Source organism: Paenibacillus sp. EZ-K15 (genome assembly GCF_002573715.1).
Taxonomy (GTDB): domain Bacteria; phylum Bacillota; class Bacilli; order Paenibacillales; family Paenibacillaceae; genus Paenibacillus_AQ.
In genome coordinates, this window is record NZ_PDHM01000005.1 from 289,163 (window position 1) to 306,283 (window position 17,121).

Annotated in this window: 16 protein-coding genes; 11 read left to right on the forward strand and 5 right to left on the reverse strand. The window is 49.5% G+C overall.

Translation table 11 applies throughout. From position 1 onward, the window contains the following. Positions 1–352: 352 nt before the first annotated feature. Positions 353–685 carry a hypothetical protein gene (locus CRG97_RS03590; protein WP_076322226.1) on the reverse strand — a complete coding sequence of 111 codons (333 nt, stop codon included), beginning with the start codon at positions 683–685 and terminating at the stop codon, positions 353–355. 246 nt (positions 686–931) lie between these two features. Here CRG97_RS03590 and CRG97_RS03595 point away from each other — a divergent pair, with 246 nt between their 5' ends. The 7 genes from CRG97_RS03595 (at position 932) to CRG97_RS33175 (ending at position 7,478) form a co-directional block, all read left to right on the forward strand. Further along, a complete protein-coding gene (locus CRG97_RS03595; RefSeq protein WP_237566277.1) occupies positions 932–1,534 on the forward strand; it encodes a DUF4352 domain-containing protein in 603 nt (200 codons plus the stop codon). 230 nt (positions 1,535–1,764) lie between these two features. Then, a complete protein-coding gene (locus tag CRG97_RS03600) occupies positions 1,765–3,510 on the forward strand; it encodes an ABC transporter ATP-binding protein (protein WP_098741787.1) in 1,746 nt (581 codons plus the stop codon). After that, a complete protein-coding gene (locus CRG97_RS03605; RefSeq protein ID WP_098741788.1) occupies positions 3,507–5,312 on the forward strand; it encodes an ABC transporter ATP-binding protein in 1,806 nt (601 codons plus the stop codon). Before CRG97_RS03600 ends, CRG97_RS03605 begins: the two co-directional genes overlap by 4 nt. A 143-nt stretch (positions 5,313–5,455) precedes the next feature. Beyond that, positions 5,456–6,010 carry a hypothetical protein gene (locus CRG97_RS03610; protein ID WP_098741810.1) on the forward strand — a complete coding sequence of 185 codons (555 nt, stop codon included), beginning with the start codon at positions 5,456–5,458 and terminating at the stop codon, positions 6,008–6,010. A 189-nt stretch (positions 6,011–6,199) separates the two neighbouring features. Next, positions 6,200–6,499, forward strand: coding sequence for a phage holin family protein (locus CRG97_RS03615; RefSeq protein ID WP_098741789.1), 300 nt, complete (start codon positions 6,200–6,202; stop codon positions 6,497–6,499). A gap of 113 nt (positions 6,500–6,612) precedes the next feature. Next, positions 6,613–7,131, forward strand: a complete 519-nt coding sequence (locus CRG97_RS03620; protein ID WP_098741790.1) for a DinB family protein — start codon at positions 6,613–6,615, stop codon at positions 7,129–7,131. Positions 7,132–7,319: 188 nt separating this feature from the next. Then, positions 7,320–7,478 carry a hypothetical protein gene (locus CRG97_RS33175; protein ID WP_202618862.1) on the forward strand — a complete coding sequence of 53 codons (159 nt, stop codon included), beginning with the start codon at positions 7,320–7,322 and terminating at the stop codon, positions 7,476–7,478. Between the two features lie 51 nt (positions 7,479–7,529). Here the strand turns inward: CRG97_RS33175 and CRG97_RS03625 are convergent, their stop codons facing one another. Both CRG97_RS03625 and CRG97_RS03630 read right to left on the reverse strand, forming a co-directional pair. Then, positions 7,530–7,760: a hypothetical protein gene (locus tag CRG97_RS03625; protein ID WP_071222107.1), complete on the reverse strand. Its 231-nt coding sequence runs from the start codon at positions 7,758–7,760 to the stop codon at positions 7,530–7,532. Beyond that, positions 7,761–8,336 (reverse strand): 5' nucleotidase, NT5C type, encoded by a 576-nt coding sequence (locus CRG97_RS03630; RefSeq protein WP_071222106.1) that lies wholly within the window; start codon positions 8,334–8,336, stop codon positions 7,761–7,763. A gap of 287 nt (positions 8,337–8,623) precedes the next feature. On the opposite strand from CRG97_RS03630, the gene CRG97_RS03635 reads away from it, so the two are divergent. From CRG97_RS03635 to CRG97_RS03645, 3 genes are all read left to right on the forward strand, one after another. Continuing rightward, on the forward strand, positions 8,624–10,876 hold the full coding sequence (locus tag CRG97_RS03635) for an ATP-binding cassette domain-containing protein (protein WP_098741791.1): 2,253 nt from the start codon (positions 8,624–8,626) through the stop codon (positions 10,874–10,876). Positions 10,877–11,175: 299 nt separating this feature from the next. Beyond that, entirely contained in the window at positions 11,176–12,852 is a 1,677-nt protein-coding gene (locus tag CRG97_RS03640) for a glycoside hydrolase family 13 protein (RefSeq protein WP_098741792.1), read from the forward strand. 39 nt (positions 12,853–12,891) lie between these two features. Further along, positions 12,892–13,953, forward strand: a complete 1,062-nt coding sequence (locus tag CRG97_RS03645) for an NAD(P)-dependent alcohol dehydrogenase (protein WP_098741793.1) — start codon at positions 12,892–12,894, stop codon at positions 13,951–13,953. Positions 13,954–14,081: 128 nt separating this feature from the next. Here the strand turns inward: CRG97_RS03645 and CRG97_RS03650 are convergent, their stop codons facing one another. Continuing rightward, a complete protein-coding gene (locus CRG97_RS03650; RefSeq protein ID WP_098741794.1) occupies positions 14,082–14,930 on the reverse strand; it encodes a hypothetical protein in 849 nt (282 codons plus the stop codon). Beyond that, positions 14,927–15,445: a sigma-70 family RNA polymerase sigma factor gene (locus CRG97_RS03655; protein WP_098741795.1), complete on the reverse strand. Its 519-nt coding sequence runs from the start codon at positions 15,443–15,445 to the stop codon at positions 14,927–14,929. Before CRG97_RS03655 ends, CRG97_RS03650 begins: the two co-directional genes overlap by 4 nt. A 327-nt stretch (positions 15,446–15,772) precedes the next feature. On the opposite strand from CRG97_RS03655, the gene CRG97_RS03660 reads away from it, so the two are divergent. Continuing rightward, positions 15,773–17,023, forward strand: a complete 1,251-nt coding sequence (locus tag CRG97_RS03660) for an MFS transporter (protein ID WP_098741796.1) — start codon at positions 15,773–15,775, stop codon at positions 17,021–17,023. Positions 17,024–17,121: the final 98 nt, after the last annotated feature.

Genomic DNA, 17,121 nt, shown 5'->3' on the forward strand with positions numbered 1-17,121 from the left:
GTAAGTACCTTTTATGGAGGTTACCAGATGGCATTATATGATCCATTTGCAGACAATTAGATGAACCCAAAAGAATGGATAATTCAGTAGATTCGCTTCCTTCTTTATTAGCTGTCGTAGGACAAAAATCGTCAAACCATCTTTCCTAGTTCAGCCTAATTACAATACCATCAGAAACCTGAACTAAACAATTTATGTCCCTTTAATCATAATTTAAGCTTCCATTAATATTCGGAGCATATGATAAAAGCACCCCTTAAAAAATATATCAGAAGCCCCTCTAACATCGGTTAGAGGGGCTTCTTTGGTTATCTTCCCTCGCCTGCGTACAGGCGGATTTCTGATTGAATATTTAGAATCCCAGCCATTTCGTGATATAAGCGGATACGGCTAACTCCTGAAAATCCTGCCAGCTGCGAAATGGGGTATGTTCAACGATAAATGGGTTAATCGTATGTCCTTGTATGAATTCGTCAAACTCTTCATCTGTGCTTCCCTCATAACCTGCGGCTTTCAGCAAGTGACCGATTGAAGAAAACTTGGTATGTCTTTGAATAAATGATTCCGAGAACAGTTCTTCCACGGGCACTTCTTGTTTCATGTCCGAGAGCCTTGCGGCATTTTCGCGAATTTCTGATAGCTTCTGTTCATCCAGTCCGTCTAATCCACTGATCCCAGTATTCATTATGCCCACCTCCAAAAAGTTGCACGTCACTCTATTATACATATACGAGTATGCTGAATTATTGGATTCGCTTTTTTTTGAAGCGGGTATTGACTTGCTTGTTTTATATAGGAGGAGAATACGGAAATTCGTTAGACTGAATGGTTTAAATCTTGCATAAGAAAATGTCGAATAGTTAAGAAAATAATAGAAAAATCATATATGGTATGATAATGTGGTATATATTACCTACACGGAGGTCAGTAAATGAGAACAAAGTTTGGATTGATTTTGATGATTTGTGCATTTTTAGTTATTTCGGCATGCGGAAATAATCCTACGAGCAGTGACTCCGCTAAGCAAGACGAAAGTGTCAATGCAGTTGGGGAGACCGTTAAGGATGAGCCGAGCAAAGAAGCAACAACAGAGCCAGCCAAAGAGGAGCCAAAAGAGGAACCAAAAGAGGCTTCTAACAAACCTGGAGAAAAATTCACCTTAGGTGATTGGGAAGTTGTACTTGATTCGTTTGAGTTTGATCAAAAAGTAAGTGCAGATATGTTTTCGTCGAGTGCTGATGAAGGCAACAAGTTCCTTATTCTAAATTATACAGTCACCAATAATGGTAAAGAGGCAAAGGATTTCACATCAATCATTGGTGGCGTTAGTATGAAAGCCATATTTAAAGAGGAATATGAGTATAACTACACGGTAACCATGATTGATGGCGATCTGGGAACAGGCAGCATCAAGCCTTTGGCTACGAAATCCGGATTTGTTGTCATAGAAGTACCCGATGGCGTAGCTGATTCTAAAGAAAGCTTGGTCATCAAGCTTGAAGATCAGGACAAGGCACAAATCACATTACGATAACACCGAGAGAACGACCGACGCTATATTCTAGCACAATAAACGAACGCCAGCTCTGCATAGATGCAGAAGCTAGGCGTTCGTTTGCTTTTTCTTAGTACATATTATAATTATTCTTTACCTAGGAATGACTGTGGATATCATGTAGACTGGTAATGATTTACTGCCGCCACGCCTTGCTTTATGGGGAATGGAGGTCTGTACATACTTGCTTGCATATGGGGGTGGGCACTGTGCCCAAACAAGAAAAGGTTTCAATGTCATGGCTGCTGCGGTATTTGAAACCGGTTAAAGGACGGCTGATACTGCTGATCATGATGCTGCTGACGTCGACAGGCTTGCAGCTTCTGAATCCGCAGATTGTCAAACGGTTTATTGACACGGCAGCCGAAGGCGGCGTTATAGCCACGCTGATTCAGCTGGCGGGATTGTTTCTGGTCGTGGCTGTTTTTAACCAGCTGATTACCGTGGCCGTCAGCTATATGGGGAACGATATTTCATGGCGCGCAACGAACCGGCTTCGCGGCGATCTTTTGAAGCATTGCTTACGGCTGGATATGCGATTTCATAATGTGAAAACGCCAGGCGAGATGATCGAGCGGGTTGACGGAGACGTGACGAATATTTCGAACTTCTTCGCGATGTTCATCGTGCAGGTTATCGGAAGTTTTGTGCTGCTTGCCGGCATACTAGGATTTATGTTCACGGTCAATCTGCCGATCGCGATCGTCATGACGGTGTTTACACTGCTGTCTATTTTGTTCATGGTGTTCATCCGGAATATGGGCGTCAATTCTTCGAAGAATGAACGGGAAGCCAGCGCTTCGCTGTTCGGCTTAATTGAGGAACGCATTGCTGGCATTGAGGATGTACAAGCGAACGGCAATGTGCCGTATGTAATGAATCGGTTTCATCGCATGATGCGCAGCGTGTTCCTGAAAGGGAGAAAAGCCTGGATGCTCCGCGTCGTCCCTTGGAACACCACGGTGATTCTGTTTGCCCTTGCAGTTACCGCTGTCCTGTTACTAGGGGTTCGTTATTATTTGATCGGTGAAATTACGCTAGGGACCCTGTTCCTAATCTATCAATATACGCAGATGCTGAATGACCCGATCGAGATGCTGGGTGACCAGGTGCAGGAGTTCCAAAAAGCAAAATCCGGCATGCTGCGCTCCAGAGAGCTGTTGTCCAACAAGAGCGAAATTGTGGACGGAGAACAAGAAGAGCTTCCGGAGGGAGCGCTCGGTTTGAAATTTGAGGGCGTCAACTTCAGTTATAACGAAGATAAGCCGGTGTTAAAAGACATCAACTTTGAGGTCAAACCAGGCGAACGCCTGGGCATTATCGGACGTACCGGCAGCGGAAAGTCGAGTCTCAGCCGTATTCTGCTTCGACTGTATAACATCGACAGCGGTGTGATCCGCGTCGGGGGGACCGATATTACGAAGCTGAAGCTGCCGGCGCTTTACCGCCGGGTGGGGATGGTCACGCAGGATGTACAGCTGTTCGATGGTTCGCTGCGTGACAACCTGACGTTGTTCGATAACGGCGTGTCGGATGCATTTATTCTGGAAACGACGGAGCGTCTGGGACTTCGGCAATGGATCGATGCGCAGCCGGAAGGTCTGGATACGCATCTGACAACAGGCGGAGCATCGCTATCCGCGGGGGAAGCGCAGCTATTCGCTTTAACCCGGGTATTTTTGACGCAGCCGAGCCTGGTGATTCTGGATGAACCGTCCTCACGCCTAGACGCTGCAACGGAAATGATGCTGCAGACGGCGGTGGATCAGCTGATGAGCAGCTGTACGGGCATCATCATCGCGCACCGGCTGGCTACGCTGGAGCAGGTGGATAAAATTATGGTGCTGGGTGACGGACGAATTCTGGAATTCGGCGCACGGGAAGCACTTGCACAAGATCCGGCATCGCATTATGCCAGACTGCTGATCACAGGCAGAGAGGAGGAACTGGCATGACCATCACAGGTTTTATAGGGCGCCTATTTCGTTTCAAGCCTTCATTATTTTTATTCAACGGTCTGTTGTGGTGCATATTTCATTCCTTGCCGCTATTGATCGGGCTTGGGATGCAGTGGTTTTTTGACCGGGCTACATCGAATTCGACGGATTATGTATGGCTAGCCGTTCCTTTGATCTTCATTGCCGTAGTAAGGGTTGCGCGGGTGGGGACGTTCTTTGCGGCCTTTTATCAATGGGTAACGTATATTTACCACATTCAGGCCATTCTGCGCACGAACATGCTGGCTGGGATCATGCGCTGGCCGGGGCGGAATTTGCCGGCTTCTCCAGGGGAGGCGATGAGTCGCTTCCGCGATGACGTGGAAGAAGTTGTGGAATACGTGGAATCCTGGGTGGATTTCTGGGGGCGCCTCGTTTTTGCCCTCGTATCCGTAGTCATTATGGCAAGCATTAACTGGAAGATCATGCTGGTGGCCGTGCTGCCGCTCGTAGTGGTCACGCTCCTGAACAATCTGTCCGGCAACCGCGCGCGTCGTTACGGGCTAAAGAACCGGGAAGCTACGGGGCGCATTACCAGCTTTATCGCCGAAACCTTCGGTGCGGTTCAAGCCTTGAAGCTCGGGCAGGCCGAGGATCATGTTCATGAGCGCTTCATGAAGCTGAACGAAGACCGCCGGCAGGCAGCGCTGAAGGATAATCTGTTCAAGCAATGGATGCGATCTTTGAATCAGCATGTGCTTAGCATCTGTACGGGACTGATTCTGCTGATGTGCGCTGCCGAAATGCAGGCCGGGCATTTTACCGTCGGGGATTTCGCTTTGTTTACGTCTTACCTGGCTAATATCGGCTTCAGCATTTCCTTGTTCGGGTATATGGTGTTTCAGCACAAGCGGCTGAAGGTTTCCTTTGACCGGATGCGCTCGCTGTTCCGTCCTGGTGAGGAAGACCGGATTATTGAGGCGCGGGAAACGTATCTGAACGAAGAGCCGCCGGAACTGCCCGTCATTCACAGAGAACCGGGGGAGAAGCTGCAGGAGCTGGAAGTCAAGAATTTATCATATCATTATCCGAATTCGGAGAATGGCATATCGGATATTCATTTCCGCTTGGAGCGCGGCAAGTTTCTGGTGGTGACAGGACGAATCGGAGCGGGTAAATCGACGCTTGTCCGGACATTGCTGGGTCTGCTGCCGAAACAGGAAGGGACGATCCGCTGGAACGGGGAAGAGGTGGATCCGGCAACCTTCCTTATGCCTCCTCGGGCGGCGTATACACCGCAGGTTCCTAGGCTGTTTAGTGATCCCTTGAGAGAGAACATTGTGCAAGGGAAGAAAGAGCGGACGGAGGAAGCTCTGGAACGGGCCATCCGTCTGGCCGTCATGGAGAAGGATATCGAGAATCTGGATCAGGGACTGGAGACGTTGGTCGGTCCGAGGGGCGTCATGCTGTCGGGAGGGCAAATCCAGCGGGCGGCTACGGCACGCATGCTGATCACGGGCGCGGATTTATTCATTTTTGATGATCTGTCCAGCGCGCTGGACGTGGAGACGGAGCAACTGGTATGGGATGGGTTGTTCAAGGAGCAGGGCGTCACTTGCATCGCGGTATCGCATCGCAGGGCAGCCCTTTCGAAGGCCGATCATATCATCGTCATGAAGGATGGCCGGATCGAAGCGGAGGGCAGCCTGCCTGCGCTGCTCGCCACGAGCGAAGAGATGCAGCTGTTATGGCAGGGTGAGCAGTCCACTGTCGAGACTCAGGCCCCCGTAGAGGATAGAGCTGAGGTTAGCAAGGTATAACATCAAGTTTGGTTTGGAATTGGGGATGTTAGAACAGGTTTCGAGCAAGGCAGCTTCCGTTGGTATGGAGGCTGCCTTTTTTTTGTATAATATGAATGGAAAATAATGGGTCATTTATTCTGATATATCAGGGGGAGATCTATATGAAGAATCGCAAATTCTTGGTTACCTTCGGTTATAACCTGGACCATAGCAATATCGATTACCTGGTGTCAGATCGCCTGTCCCCCCATAAGGGCTGGATTCAGAAGGATTACTTCGATCCGGTGCTGCACACAGGGGCTGCGTTTATTCTAAACTATCAGATCATCGACACGAATGTGGCCAAAGTCTCGCAGCGGTATTACTTGGATGATTACCACGTCACAGAAGCCCAACTGCAAGGCTTTCTTTACTCGCTAAACAAGCTGAAGGGCACACACGTGTTGTGTAATCCGAGGGTGCAAGGACATCACTGGACCGTTATTGATGGGCACGAGTACAGCTGTTATGCCTATCAGACATTGGATGGAAGGGATCTTCGCTTTTTGCAGTACGAAGAGGATTCTGAAGAAGCTTCTCTTAAGAACGGGGTACCCCGGATTCCTGAGCATCAGCACTACCTAGCCTTTCCCTCTGATTGCAGTCAAGAAGAGAAGGATCGGCGGCTGACCGACTGGATCAACGGAATTATTGAAGCGGGGAGGCAGCAGCCTTAAGTGTCTCCCGCCATTCATATTGGATACTCACTGCGTATTTCCTCCACCCGGGAATAACGAAATTTGTGCTGCGTCTGCTCATCGTCAAACCTATCGAAAATTCCATTTCGCAGATTCTATTATTTTACTTGCGAGAATAAGGATATAAATACAAGCCAATCGATAGGCTCGAGGGATAGGATGTAGAAGATGAATGGAAAGGGTGAATTTACCATGGAATGGAGCGTCATTTTTCAATTGATCGACCCGCGGCTCTTCATGGTCGTTGCTGCCTGTTGGGTAATCGGATATGTGCTGAAGCAAACCCCCAAGGTTCCGAATTGGAGCATTGTATATCTGGTTATGGTCGTATCGATTCTGTTCACAACCGGCTTGATCGGCTGGAGCGTGGAAAATATCATTCAAGGCATACTCGCAGGGGCGTTTGCGGTATTCGGACATCAGGCCGTTAAACAAACGGCAGAGGCGATTGCGACTAGAAAGAAGTAAGAAGGGCTGAATGGCTCAGGATTGTTTTTGCCTAAACCGAACTTTACCTGGCAGTCTGCCGCTTGAGCCTGTTATTCTTAGGTTTATGAGATGATGTAAGGGAGCGTGAAGATTTGCAGAGGAAAACGTTGACGGTTGAGGCATTGCCTGGGTTTGAGCCGGAGATCGGCCGCTGGATATGGGGACTTGAGGATGTGCGGCGAACGATATTGAAACGGCTGGAAGGGATTCGATATGATCATTTGAACCATAAGGTGGACGGTCGGCAGTCGATCGGTTCACTGTTGTACCATATTGCTTACATTGAAGCGGACTGGCTGTACGCCGAGGTGCTTGAATCCGATTGGGACCCGAAAATAAAGGCGTGCTTTCCCTGGGATCACCGTACCGAGGATAACAGTCTTTCTGAAGTGCCGGATCAGTCACTGGATGAACACCTTGACCGCATGCAGAGGGTACGCCAGGAATTGCTTGCCCATTTCAAAGGCATGGACCTTTCGGACTGGAGGCGAGTCAGACAACTGGAACCGTACGATGTAACACCAGAATGGGTAATCTATCATCTGATTGAGCATGAGTCCCATCATCGGGGACAGATATTTCAGCTGTTAAGAGAGTTGGAGCACGCATAAGGATCGATTGTCCACTCAAGTGAGACTGGGGCCTTCGTTGCATAATGCCGGAGCCTTTTGAGGCTGCTGCTATAAGCGTTAAATTTTCCCGGGGCATGGAGCTTTCCTTGCTCTTTTTTGTATATCCTGCAACGATTCAGCATGTCAAAACGTAATAAGCAGATAAAGAGCACGGTATCGGAGGAGATATGATGAATAATGAATTTTACGTGGGATGGGGAACGCTGGCGTTGATTAATGCGGGGTTGGCTCAAGGAAAAAACAGAACGGGATTAAACTGGTTTCTGCTATCCCTGTTGTTAGGCCCGCTCGCAACCCTGTTTCTTGTTCTGTCAGCTAAAAGATGATTTGAGCAATAAAAGAGCCGCCTCCCGGCAAGGGAAGCGGCCTTTATCGTATTACATCCGTTGAAACATGGCGGTGTCACGGCTGTAGTGTGTCAGATAACCTGTCTCTTCGTTGCGGATGCGGACGACATCCGGTGTGTAGCATTCAATGTAACCTCGCTCGATCTCCACGTATACGCTTGCGGGATCCTCTTCCCATACGGAAACCACCGTTTCCGACAGTGCGGCCGCGAAAAAATGGATGTCTTGCGATAGGTACCGACTATTGCGGTCTGTATTCATTTATTTCATATCCCCTTGATGGTTAGAATCAGATAAAATACGGTCAACTAACTCGTTCATTCCCTTCCAGGAATCCTTCAGAATAAATTCATGCTGAATATGCGCGTTCCACGGACGCGGAATCAGAATGGTTTGCTTTCCGGCTTTTCTAGCGGCAATCGCATTATGGGGACCGTCGTCAATCAGAAGATCGAATTCCACTAAATCCTTGCGCTTGGCCACGAAAAAATTCTCGAACGGAATAAAAGGCATATGCCGCTGCAGCCATCTCCACTTCTCGGGCACCGAGGAGGGACGCGCTGCGGTAACAACAATAACGTCATAATCATGCGTCATTCTGTGGACTTCGTCAATCGTATATTCATCAAATAGTTCAAGTTCTTCATATAAGCCCGGCTTTCCGAAGAAAAACTCTTCTGAGCATTCAGGATGCCAGATTTGGTGCAGGTTATAATCGGTAATCTGATCCAGCGTCAGCTGAGGATCTTTGTACTGCAGATTGTGATAGTGAATGGCCTTGGGTATGAGATGGCAGATGGTATCATCCATATCGATGGCGACTATTTTTTTGCTCATATCGTCATTACTCTCCTGTAATCATGAATTCTGGAAACGATGATGTTCCGTAATTGTAAGGGACAGGATGCTTATTGGCAAACCGGAATTAAAAATGGGAGGATGTAACATTTTCTTTCCCCAAACTCTTATAAACTAAGTATAGCATTAATACGGTCAACAACCTTCCTGATATTTACCGGTTGCGGGAATAACTTAATAATAGAGACCTTCACCCATTATGACAGTACATGTCATGATTGCCCTTTTATAATAAGAACACTACAGGGCACAAGGGAGGAACGGCCATGGCGCAAGAATATATCAACATACGTGGAGCCAGGGAGAATAATCTGAAGAATGTTTCGCTGCAAATTCCAAAACGGAAAATCACGGTCTTTACCGGCGTATCCGGCTCGGGCAAATCGTCCATCGTGTTCGATACCATTAGCTCGGAAGCTCAGCGATTGCTGAATGAGACGTTTACCGCTTTTGTCCGTAACCGACTTCCACGGCATAGCCAGCCGGACGTCGATTCGATCGAGAATTTGTCGACGGCCATCGTCATCGACCAGAAGCGTCTGGGGGGGAATTCAAGGTCCACGCTAGGCACGATCACGGATCTGTACGCCATACTCCGTCTGTTGTTTTCCAGGGTGGGACAGCCATTTGTGGGATACTCCAACGTCTTTTCTTTTAACGACCCGCAAGGCATGTGTCCGGAATGTCAAGGTATTGGCAGGAAGGTCGAGCTGGATCTAAATAAACTGCTGGATACGAGCAAATCTTTGAATGAGGGAGCAGTCCGATTTCCTATTTTCTCAGTGGATAGCTGGTATATGAAAAATTACACCATGTCCGGTTTCTTTGATAACGATAAGAAGCTGACCGACTATTCGGAAGCGGAATGGGATCTCTTTCTATACGGCAAGGAGGGAAAGGTGACGTTTCCGTCCAAGGGTGGACCGGTACAGTCTGACTTCGAAGGCCTCGTGTTGAAGTTCAACCGACTGTATATACAGAGAGACAGCAGTGAGTTATCCGAGCGGACCTTAAATCACGTCAAAAATTTTATTACGCATGGCACATGCCCGTTATGCGAGGGAACACGGCTCAGTCAAGCGGCATTAAGCTGCAGAATCAACGGGTATAATATCGCCGAGTGTGCGGCCATGGAGATTGGGGAGTTAAGAGAGGTCATCCTGAATATCAAGGAGCCGGTGGCTGCCAGTATGGTGGCCAGTTTGGCCGAGCGGCTGCAGCACTTGATGGATATGGGGCTGGATTACCTGACGCTGAATCGGGAGACGACCACGCTCTCCGGAGGTGAATCGCAGCGGGTGAAGATGGTTAGGCATCTGGGCAGCAGTCTGACGGACATGATGTATGTTTTTGATGAGCCTAGTGTTGGTTTGCATCCACGGGATGTTCACCGTCTAAACGACATGCTCAGGAAGCTTCGTGATAAGGGCAACACGGTACTGGTCGTGGAGCATGACCGTGACGTGATTGAAATTGCCGACCATGTGGTGGATGTGGGACCGAATGCCGGTACTCGGGGTGGAGAAGTTGTCTTCGAGGGTACGGTTGAGCAGCTGTGCAGCCAAGACGCTACGTTAACCGGGCAGTATATGAAACGTTGCATGCCGATGAAAGAACAGTTCCGGGTACCGACAGGACAAATGCGGATTGCTAATGCCAGTCATCATAACCTGAAAAATGTAACGGTGGATATCCCGGAAGGCGTGTTGACCGTGGTCACGGGCGTAGCGGGGTCAGGTAAGAGCTCGCTGATTCATCATGCCTTCCTGTCCCAGCATCCCGAGGCTGTCGTCATCGACCAGTCCGCCGTCAGCACCTCGATCCGTTCCAACCCTGCTACCTATACGGGGATCATGGATGACATCCGGAGCATGTTTGCCAAAGCTAACGATCAGAGTCCATCCCTGTTCAGCTTCAATTCCAAAGGAGCCTGTCCCGACTGCCACGGTCTCGGGTTCATCTATACGGACCTGGCGTTTATGGAAGGCATCAAGTCTCCATGCGACACCTGTGATGGCAGGCGCTTTAAGGATGATGTGCTGCAGTATAAGCTCCATGGAAAAATGATTACCGACGTACTGGATATGACGGTGCTGCAGGCACTCGATTTTTTCGAGAAAAAAGAAATCAGACGGCGGCTGGAGGCCCTGCACGATGTCGGCTTGCACTATCTAACACTCGGACAGCCGCTAAGCACCCTGTCCGGGGGCGAAAGCCAGCGCATCAAGCTGGCCAGCGAGCTGCACAAGCAGGGAAAGATCTACGTGATGGACGAGCCGACAACGGGGCTGCATATGTCGGATGTCGGGCATTTGCTGGACATGATGAATCGGCTCGTCGATAACGGCAGCTCGGTGATCGTGATCGAGCACAATCTGGATGTAATTCGTCAGGCGGATTGGATTATCGATCTCGGACCTGAGGGAGGCAGCAGGGGAGGCAGGGTCATGTTCGAAGGAACGCCTGCTGAACTGATCATGGCGGAACACTCATTGACAGGGAAGTATGTACGGGGTTAGCGGGAGATCAAAGAAGTGGAGTGAATGGCGGGTCCTTACCGGAGTCTGACCTAACCCATGCAGTATGTTACATGGAGTTGGCACGAATTCATTTCCGTAGTTGTTTCATAGTGGACTTTATAGTGGCCATGCCGCTTATCCCCGCGGTATGGCCATTCTAGCGTTGTTAGGCTTATAAGACCGCTTAAACGGCAATACTGTATGCTGCGACAGACCAAGTTGGTTAATGAAGTAGGTGTAATAACTCGGTCTGAATTCCTAACTTAGCAGCATCTTTATTGTGAATGGGGGATACGACAATGCAGAAGGTATGGTGGAAAGAAGCCGTTGCTTACGAGATCTATCCGCGCAGTTTTATGGATTCGAATGAAGACGGCATCGGGGATCTGCAAGGGGTTATATCCCGTCTGGATTATTTGAAGGATCTCGGGATTGACGTTATATGGGTATGCCCCATCTATCGCTCGTCCAATAGCGACAACGGTTACGATATCAGCGATTATCAGGATATTATGACGGAGTTCGGATCCATGGCCGACTTCGATCAGCTGCTGGCCGAAATCCATAACCGCGGCATGCGGCTTATTATGGATCTGGTGCTCAATCATACCTCGGATGAACATCCTTGGTTTATTGAATCCCGTTCCTCAAGGACTAATCCGAAGCGGGATTACTACATCTGGCGGGATGCGAGGGACGGGGCCGAGCCGAACAATTGGGAATCCGTCTTCACCGGTTCCGCTTGGGAATATGACGAGTTAACGGATCAATACTATCTCCACCTCTATTCCAAGAAGCAGCCTGACTTAAATATGGAGAATCCGGCGGTCAGGGATGATCTGGTCAGGATGATCCGTTGGTGGCTGGATAAAGGGATTGACGGTTTCCGCGTGGATGCGATTACCCATATTAAGAAGCTTCCGGGTTTGCCGGATATGCCGAATCCGAATCACCTTCGATATGTCGACTCGAATCCTGGACATCGGAATATAGCGGGCATCCATGATTTTCTTCAGCAATTCAAACGCGAGGCGTTCGCGCATTATGACATTATGACGGTTGGCGAAGCGAGCGGCATTCCGATAGCGGAAGCAGACCGCTGGATCGGGGAAGAGAACGGGGCGCTGAACATGATTTTTCAATTTGAGCATGTCAATCTTGATTTCGGACTCGAAGGACGCTGGGATTATGCGATCTGGGACTTGGCCGAATTGAAGCAGATCATGCATAAATGGCAGACGGGCCTTGAAGGCATGGGCTGGAATGCTCTCTATATGGAGAATCACGATCAGCCGCGCTCCGTATCCCGTTTTGGCGATCCGGTTCACTATCATAAGGAATCGGCCAAGATGCTGGCTACTTTTTTTATGCTGATGCAGGGGACGCCGTTTATTTATCAGGGGCAGGAAATCGGAATGACGAATGTCGAGTTTGCGGAGCTGAGCGATTATCGGGATGTAGAGATCTACAATTATTACCGAGAGCGGCTGTTGGACGGGAAAGATGTGTCCGAGACGATGCGCAGAATCGCGTACCGGGCAAGGGACAATGCAAGAACGCCGATGCAGTGGGATGACACGCTTTATGGCGGCTTCTCCACGGTTGTGCCGTGGATCCGCTGTAATCCGAATTATCATGAGATCAACGTGGAGCAGCAGTTAGATGATCCCGATTCCATTCTGAATTACTATAAAACCTTGATCCGATTGCGCAAATCCAGTGAGGCGCTGATCTACGGAAAATATGAAGCCGTGCTTAAGGAACACTCAGAAATTTTCGCTTATTCCAGATCGTTGGGGAATGAGACGTACTTGGTCGTACTCAATTTCTATAGCGGAACACCGGATTTTCAATTCCCGGCAGAATGGCGTGAGCATCATCCAGAAGTGGTACTCTCGAATTACGAGCGCTCGGACCGAAGTTTCGACGAATTCGCTCTACACCCTTATGAAGCGATAGTTTATCGTGTAAACTAAGTTGGTAAGCGATTTCTTGAGATGAGAGGTGAATGCAGCTTGTCACAACCAAACATGATGTCTGCCGCCGTTCTTGATCGCCCTTTATCCATTGGGGTGAAGCAGGTTCCCATTCCGGAGCCGAAGCCGGATGAAGCCTTGATTCAAGTGTATTGCATCGGCATATGCGGTTCGGATGTGCATTACTATGAGCATGGACGGATTGGCAGGTATGAGGTGAAGGAACCGTTGATTCTGGGACATGAGCTTGCCGGCGTTGTCGTAAGAACGGGGGAGAAGGTGAGAAATGTCTCCGTCGGTGACCGCGTGGCCGTGGAACCGGGCGTTACGTGCGGGCGTTGCTCTTATTGTAAAAGCGGACGTTACAACCTCTGTCCGGATGTTGTATTTATGGCCACCCCGCCGGTTGACGGAGCTTGGGCTGAATACGTCGCGGTGCGAAGCGACTTCCTGTTCCGGCTGCCGGATGAAATGTCCTTTGAGGAAGGCGCTTTGCTTGAACCGCTGTCCGTAGGACTTCATGCCGTACGCCGCGGGCGTATCCGGCCAGAGGACCGGGTGCTGGTGCTCGGACTGGGGCCGATTGGCTTGCTTGCGATGGAGGCGGCCAAAATGTCCGGAGCCTCACAGGTATATGGCAGCGACGTCGTGGAATACCGGCGTAATCTGGCCCTGCAGATGGGAGCCTCCGGTGTGATCAATCCGATGGATGAATCCGTTCCGCAGCGATTGAACGAACTTACGGGCGGCAAAGGCATTGATCTTATTATTGAAACGTCGGGCAACGCCGGTGCCATCGCGGATTCAATCGGTTATGTAAACCGCGGTGGCCGGATTGTGTATGTAGGTCTGCCCACAAAGGATGCCATCCCGGTGGATATTGGCGCTTTGGTTGATGCCGAGCTGGATGTATACGGCGTGTTCCGCTATGCAAACACGTACCCGGCGGCTATTCAGATGCTGCAAAACAAGGGCAGCCGCATACGCGATATCATCACCCACCAGTTTTCCTTAGAACAGATCGAGGAAGCTGTAGAGCTTGCTCGCACGCAAAAGGACACCAGCGTAAAAGTCATGATCTATCCTCATCCAACCGCATAACATGGTTGCAACCGGGAGAGTCGCTTTTCGGGTCCAGCACGTTTAATCGTGTCCAAACAACGTCATTGATCATCATAAAAAGGCACCATTCCAACATTAGTCGGAGCGGTGCCTTTTCATAATCCAGGTTAGTTCGGGCGTTCATTGCTCATCCAGCTGTCGATACGCAGATCATCGCTGTAGCTGTCGCGAGCCGAAATTTCACCAAGCTTCTGCTCGGCTTCCTCACGGGTATCGAACCCGCCGATGACCGCGATGAAGTCACCGCCAGCGGTCTTAATGAAGGTCACGTCGTCTTCCATATAAATCTCTTCAAGAATAGCAAGGGATTCCCCTTGTGGCATGGATTCACTGCGGATATAGAAGACCTCGCGCGGGGTTACCGGCTCGCCGGTCGAAGTGAGCTTCAGCTCAATATAGCCGGGGTCTTTATATTCGGATACGGTATGCTTCACGCCATCCTTCAGTTCAACGACAAAACGCATGGCCGAGTCGTCCAAAATCACATTTTCATAGACATCCTTCACCAGCGGCAGGGCCAGCATGTCGTTCTTGAGGGTTTCATAATCAAAGTTTCGTACGCCGTTAAACGTGAAGATCAGACGGTTTGGTGCATCCCGATGATCCACGGTGTAGGCCGGGACGCTGGAAACGGACTTGCCTTCCTGATCAAATTGAATCTTAAACACGTCCTCGGAAGCTTCCGTACCCACGGTAACGCCGTCGGTCCGCTCGCCTCCGCCCCCGAACTGCAGAACCTGAACGATGCTGCCCACCACAGGGACTTTGGCTAAGGCGTTGGCCACCGTCGGGATGTTGACCACGAATAGCAGGGCAATGGCAGCTGCAACAACGGACGAATATCTCGTCAAGCGCATGGAGCGTTTGCGGGCAGCCGCCTTTTTCTGTGCTGCGGCCATAACGTCGGTTAGCTGGGCAGGGATCTCAATGTGTTCGTAGCGTTCTTTTCCTGTCATAGATTATCGACCTCTCCCTCGATTAAATACGATTTTAATTTTCCGATAATGCGGTAGAATCTGGTCTTGACCGTGTTTTCGGACAATGACAGCACATCTGCCATTTCTCGAAAGCGCAGGTCCTCAAAAAACTTCAGAATAATATAGGTTTTCTCTTCTGGCATCAGTCTGTCCAGCGCTTCATATAAATCCATTTTCTCTTCCAGCGGTATGGTATGCTCTGCGGCTGCATAGTCTTGCGTTTGGTCCTCCATATAAGTTACCCGCTTCTTGCGACCGAGATGGTCGATGGCAGCGTTAATGACAATCCGGGTCATCCAGGACTCAAAATACTGCGGCGTGTTCATCCGCTCGTAAGCGAGATATCCCTTATAGGTTGCCTCGGAGACGATATCGAGTGCCTCTTGCTCATTTTTGACATAGCAATAGGCCACCCGGTATAACTTGCTTTTGCATTTCTCAATATTTTCGCTGAACTGTTTTGGCTTCGACTCTTTCGCTCTCAGTTCACTCACCCCTAACTACTAGCGCTAGTATTTTATGTCATGGCACGAATTCGTTTTGATCTATTCCTGGTTTAATGGGTTGGATCATGCTCAAGTACTTGAGTGCGCTTGACTGATCATTAGACCGTGGAGCGGGCCAAATAGTTTTAGCCGGGGATAAAAAAGTTGCGACTTGGTGAGATATACCATCTGATTCACTTAAAAAAATTAATCCGTGAACTTAACAGAAGTCATTAACGGTGTTACTATATTAACCATATAAAATGTACGGAGGCCAGAACATGTAGGTTTTTATACCCTAACCAACACAACTAAATACAGAATTGGGGTAGAAAGATGAAGAGGAAATCTTTTCGGTATCTCTGGATAGGTCAGGCGCTCGCCAATAGCGGCGATTTGTTTTACATTGTCGGCCTGATGGCAATTATCTATGGGATTACGGGATCCGCCATGATGATGGCCATGATACCTTTTGTCACGACGATGGCACGGTTTATAAGCGGGAGCTTTGCGCCCGTGTTGATGGATAAATACAGCCTCAAGTCGCTGCTTGCTTCGTCGCAAATCGGGAAAACGGCCGTGTTGTTCCTATTGTTAATGACCTACTATGCGCTGGGAGAGCAGGAGGTGACGGTCTATGCGATTCTCGGATTCGTATTCCTCATCTCTTTGCTCGATGGCTGGGCTGCACCTGCAAGCCATGCCATGCTGCCGCGTCTGGTGGATGCCGCCGAGCTGACGAAAGCGAATAGCTTTGTTGCCATCGTGGATCAGCTAATTCAACTGGGAGGATGGGCTGTTGGGGGACTGCTGGTCGTAGCCTTGGGCGGAAGCAACGTGATATGGCTGACCTTTGCCTTGGCCCTGGCAGCCGCTGTCTTCATGAAGCTTATAGAGGATCGGCATGAATCCACCCAGGAACAGAAAGAGAAGGCGCGCGTTTCGAATTGGAGCTCCATTCAAGAAGGCTGGACACTCATTTGGAAACAGCCTTCTCTTCGGGCGATTCATGTGATTTATGTATTGGAGACGATGGCGGGCGTGATTTGGATCGCAGCGACCATCTACGTGTATGTAGCCGATGTGCTGCACAGGGAGGAGGCTTGGTGGGGATATATCAACGCAAGCTTTTTCCTGGGACTCATGCTGGGTGGACTGTTTGGAATGAGAAACGCGGGGCTGATCGACCGCAATATCCGCAAGTTCGTCATCTGCTCTTCCTTCGGCATTAGTATCATGACGTTCGGTTTTGGATTGACCTCGGTGCCTTGGCTGGCCCTGGTGTTCTCGGCAGGCTTCGGCGTTTTTGAACAGCTTAAGGCAGTCTCGCTTCAGACTACACTGCAGCGGGGTGTATCTGTTCATTTATTGCCGAAAGTGTACGCAGCTCAAAGCGCGCTCGTTTCGCTGGTATTCGGCTTATCCACCCTGTTGTTTGGGTTCATAACCGATGAATTCGGCATTCGGGCTACGTACATTATCGCTGCCACGGTGTTGTTCATCTCGGGATGTTACGCATTACGGATACGAACGAGATTGCCGGAGTTAGGGGAGGGGCTTGAACAAGGACGGATCGGCATCGAATAATCAATAAACAAAAGGCGAGCTTAAAGCTCGTCAGATTGTCGAGAAACCCTGTGCTTTTTTCAAAGTACAGGGTTTCTCCCTTTTTAAGTGGTCACTTC

Excerpts from the sequence above, each read along its gene's own strand:
- CRG97_RS03590 (WP_076322226.1), bottom strand. The coding sequence starts at position 685 with ATGAATACTGGGATCAGTGGATTAGACGGACTGGATGAACAGAAGCTA.
- CRG97_RS03595 (WP_237566277.1), top strand. The coding sequence starts at position 932 with ATGAGAACAAAGTTTGGATTGATTTTGATGATTTGTGCATTTTTAGTT.
- CRG97_RS03605 (WP_098741788.1), top strand. The coding sequence starts at position 3,507 with ATGACCATCACAGGTTTTATAGGGCGCCTATTTCGTTTCAAGCCTTCA.
- CRG97_RS03610 (WP_098741810.1), top strand. The coding sequence starts at position 5,456 with ATGAAGAATCGCAAATTCTTGGTTACCTTCGGTTATAACCTGGACCAT.
- CRG97_RS03615 (WP_098741789.1), top strand. The coding sequence starts at position 6,200 with ATGAATGGAAAGGGTGAATTTACCATGGAATGGAGCGTCATTTTTCAA.
- CRG97_RS33175 (WP_202618862.1), top strand. The coding sequence starts at position 7,320 with ATGATGAATAATGAATTTTACGTGGGATGGGGAACGCTGGCGTTGATT.
- CRG97_RS03625 (WP_071222107.1), bottom strand. The coding sequence starts at position 7,760 with ATGAATACAGACCGCAATAGTCGGTACCTATCGCAAGACATCCATTTT.
- CRG97_RS03630 (WP_071222106.1), bottom strand. The coding sequence starts at position 8,336 with ATGAGCAAAAAAATAGTCGCCATCGATATGGATGATACCATCTGCCAT.
- CRG97_RS03635 (WP_098741791.1), top strand. The coding sequence starts at position 8,624 with ATGGCGCAAGAATATATCAACATACGTGGAGCCAGGGAGAATAATCTG.
- CRG97_RS03640 (WP_098741792.1), top strand. The coding sequence starts at position 11,176 with ATGCAGAAGGTATGGTGGAAAGAAGCCGTTGCTTACGAGATCTATCCG.
- CRG97_RS03650 (WP_098741794.1), bottom strand. The coding sequence starts at position 14,930 with ATGACAGGAAAAGAACGCTACGAACACATTGAGATCCCTGCCCAGCTA.
- CRG97_RS03660 (WP_098741796.1), top strand. The coding sequence starts at position 15,773 with ATGAAGAGGAAATCTTTTCGGTATCTCTGGATAGGTCAGGCGCTCGCC.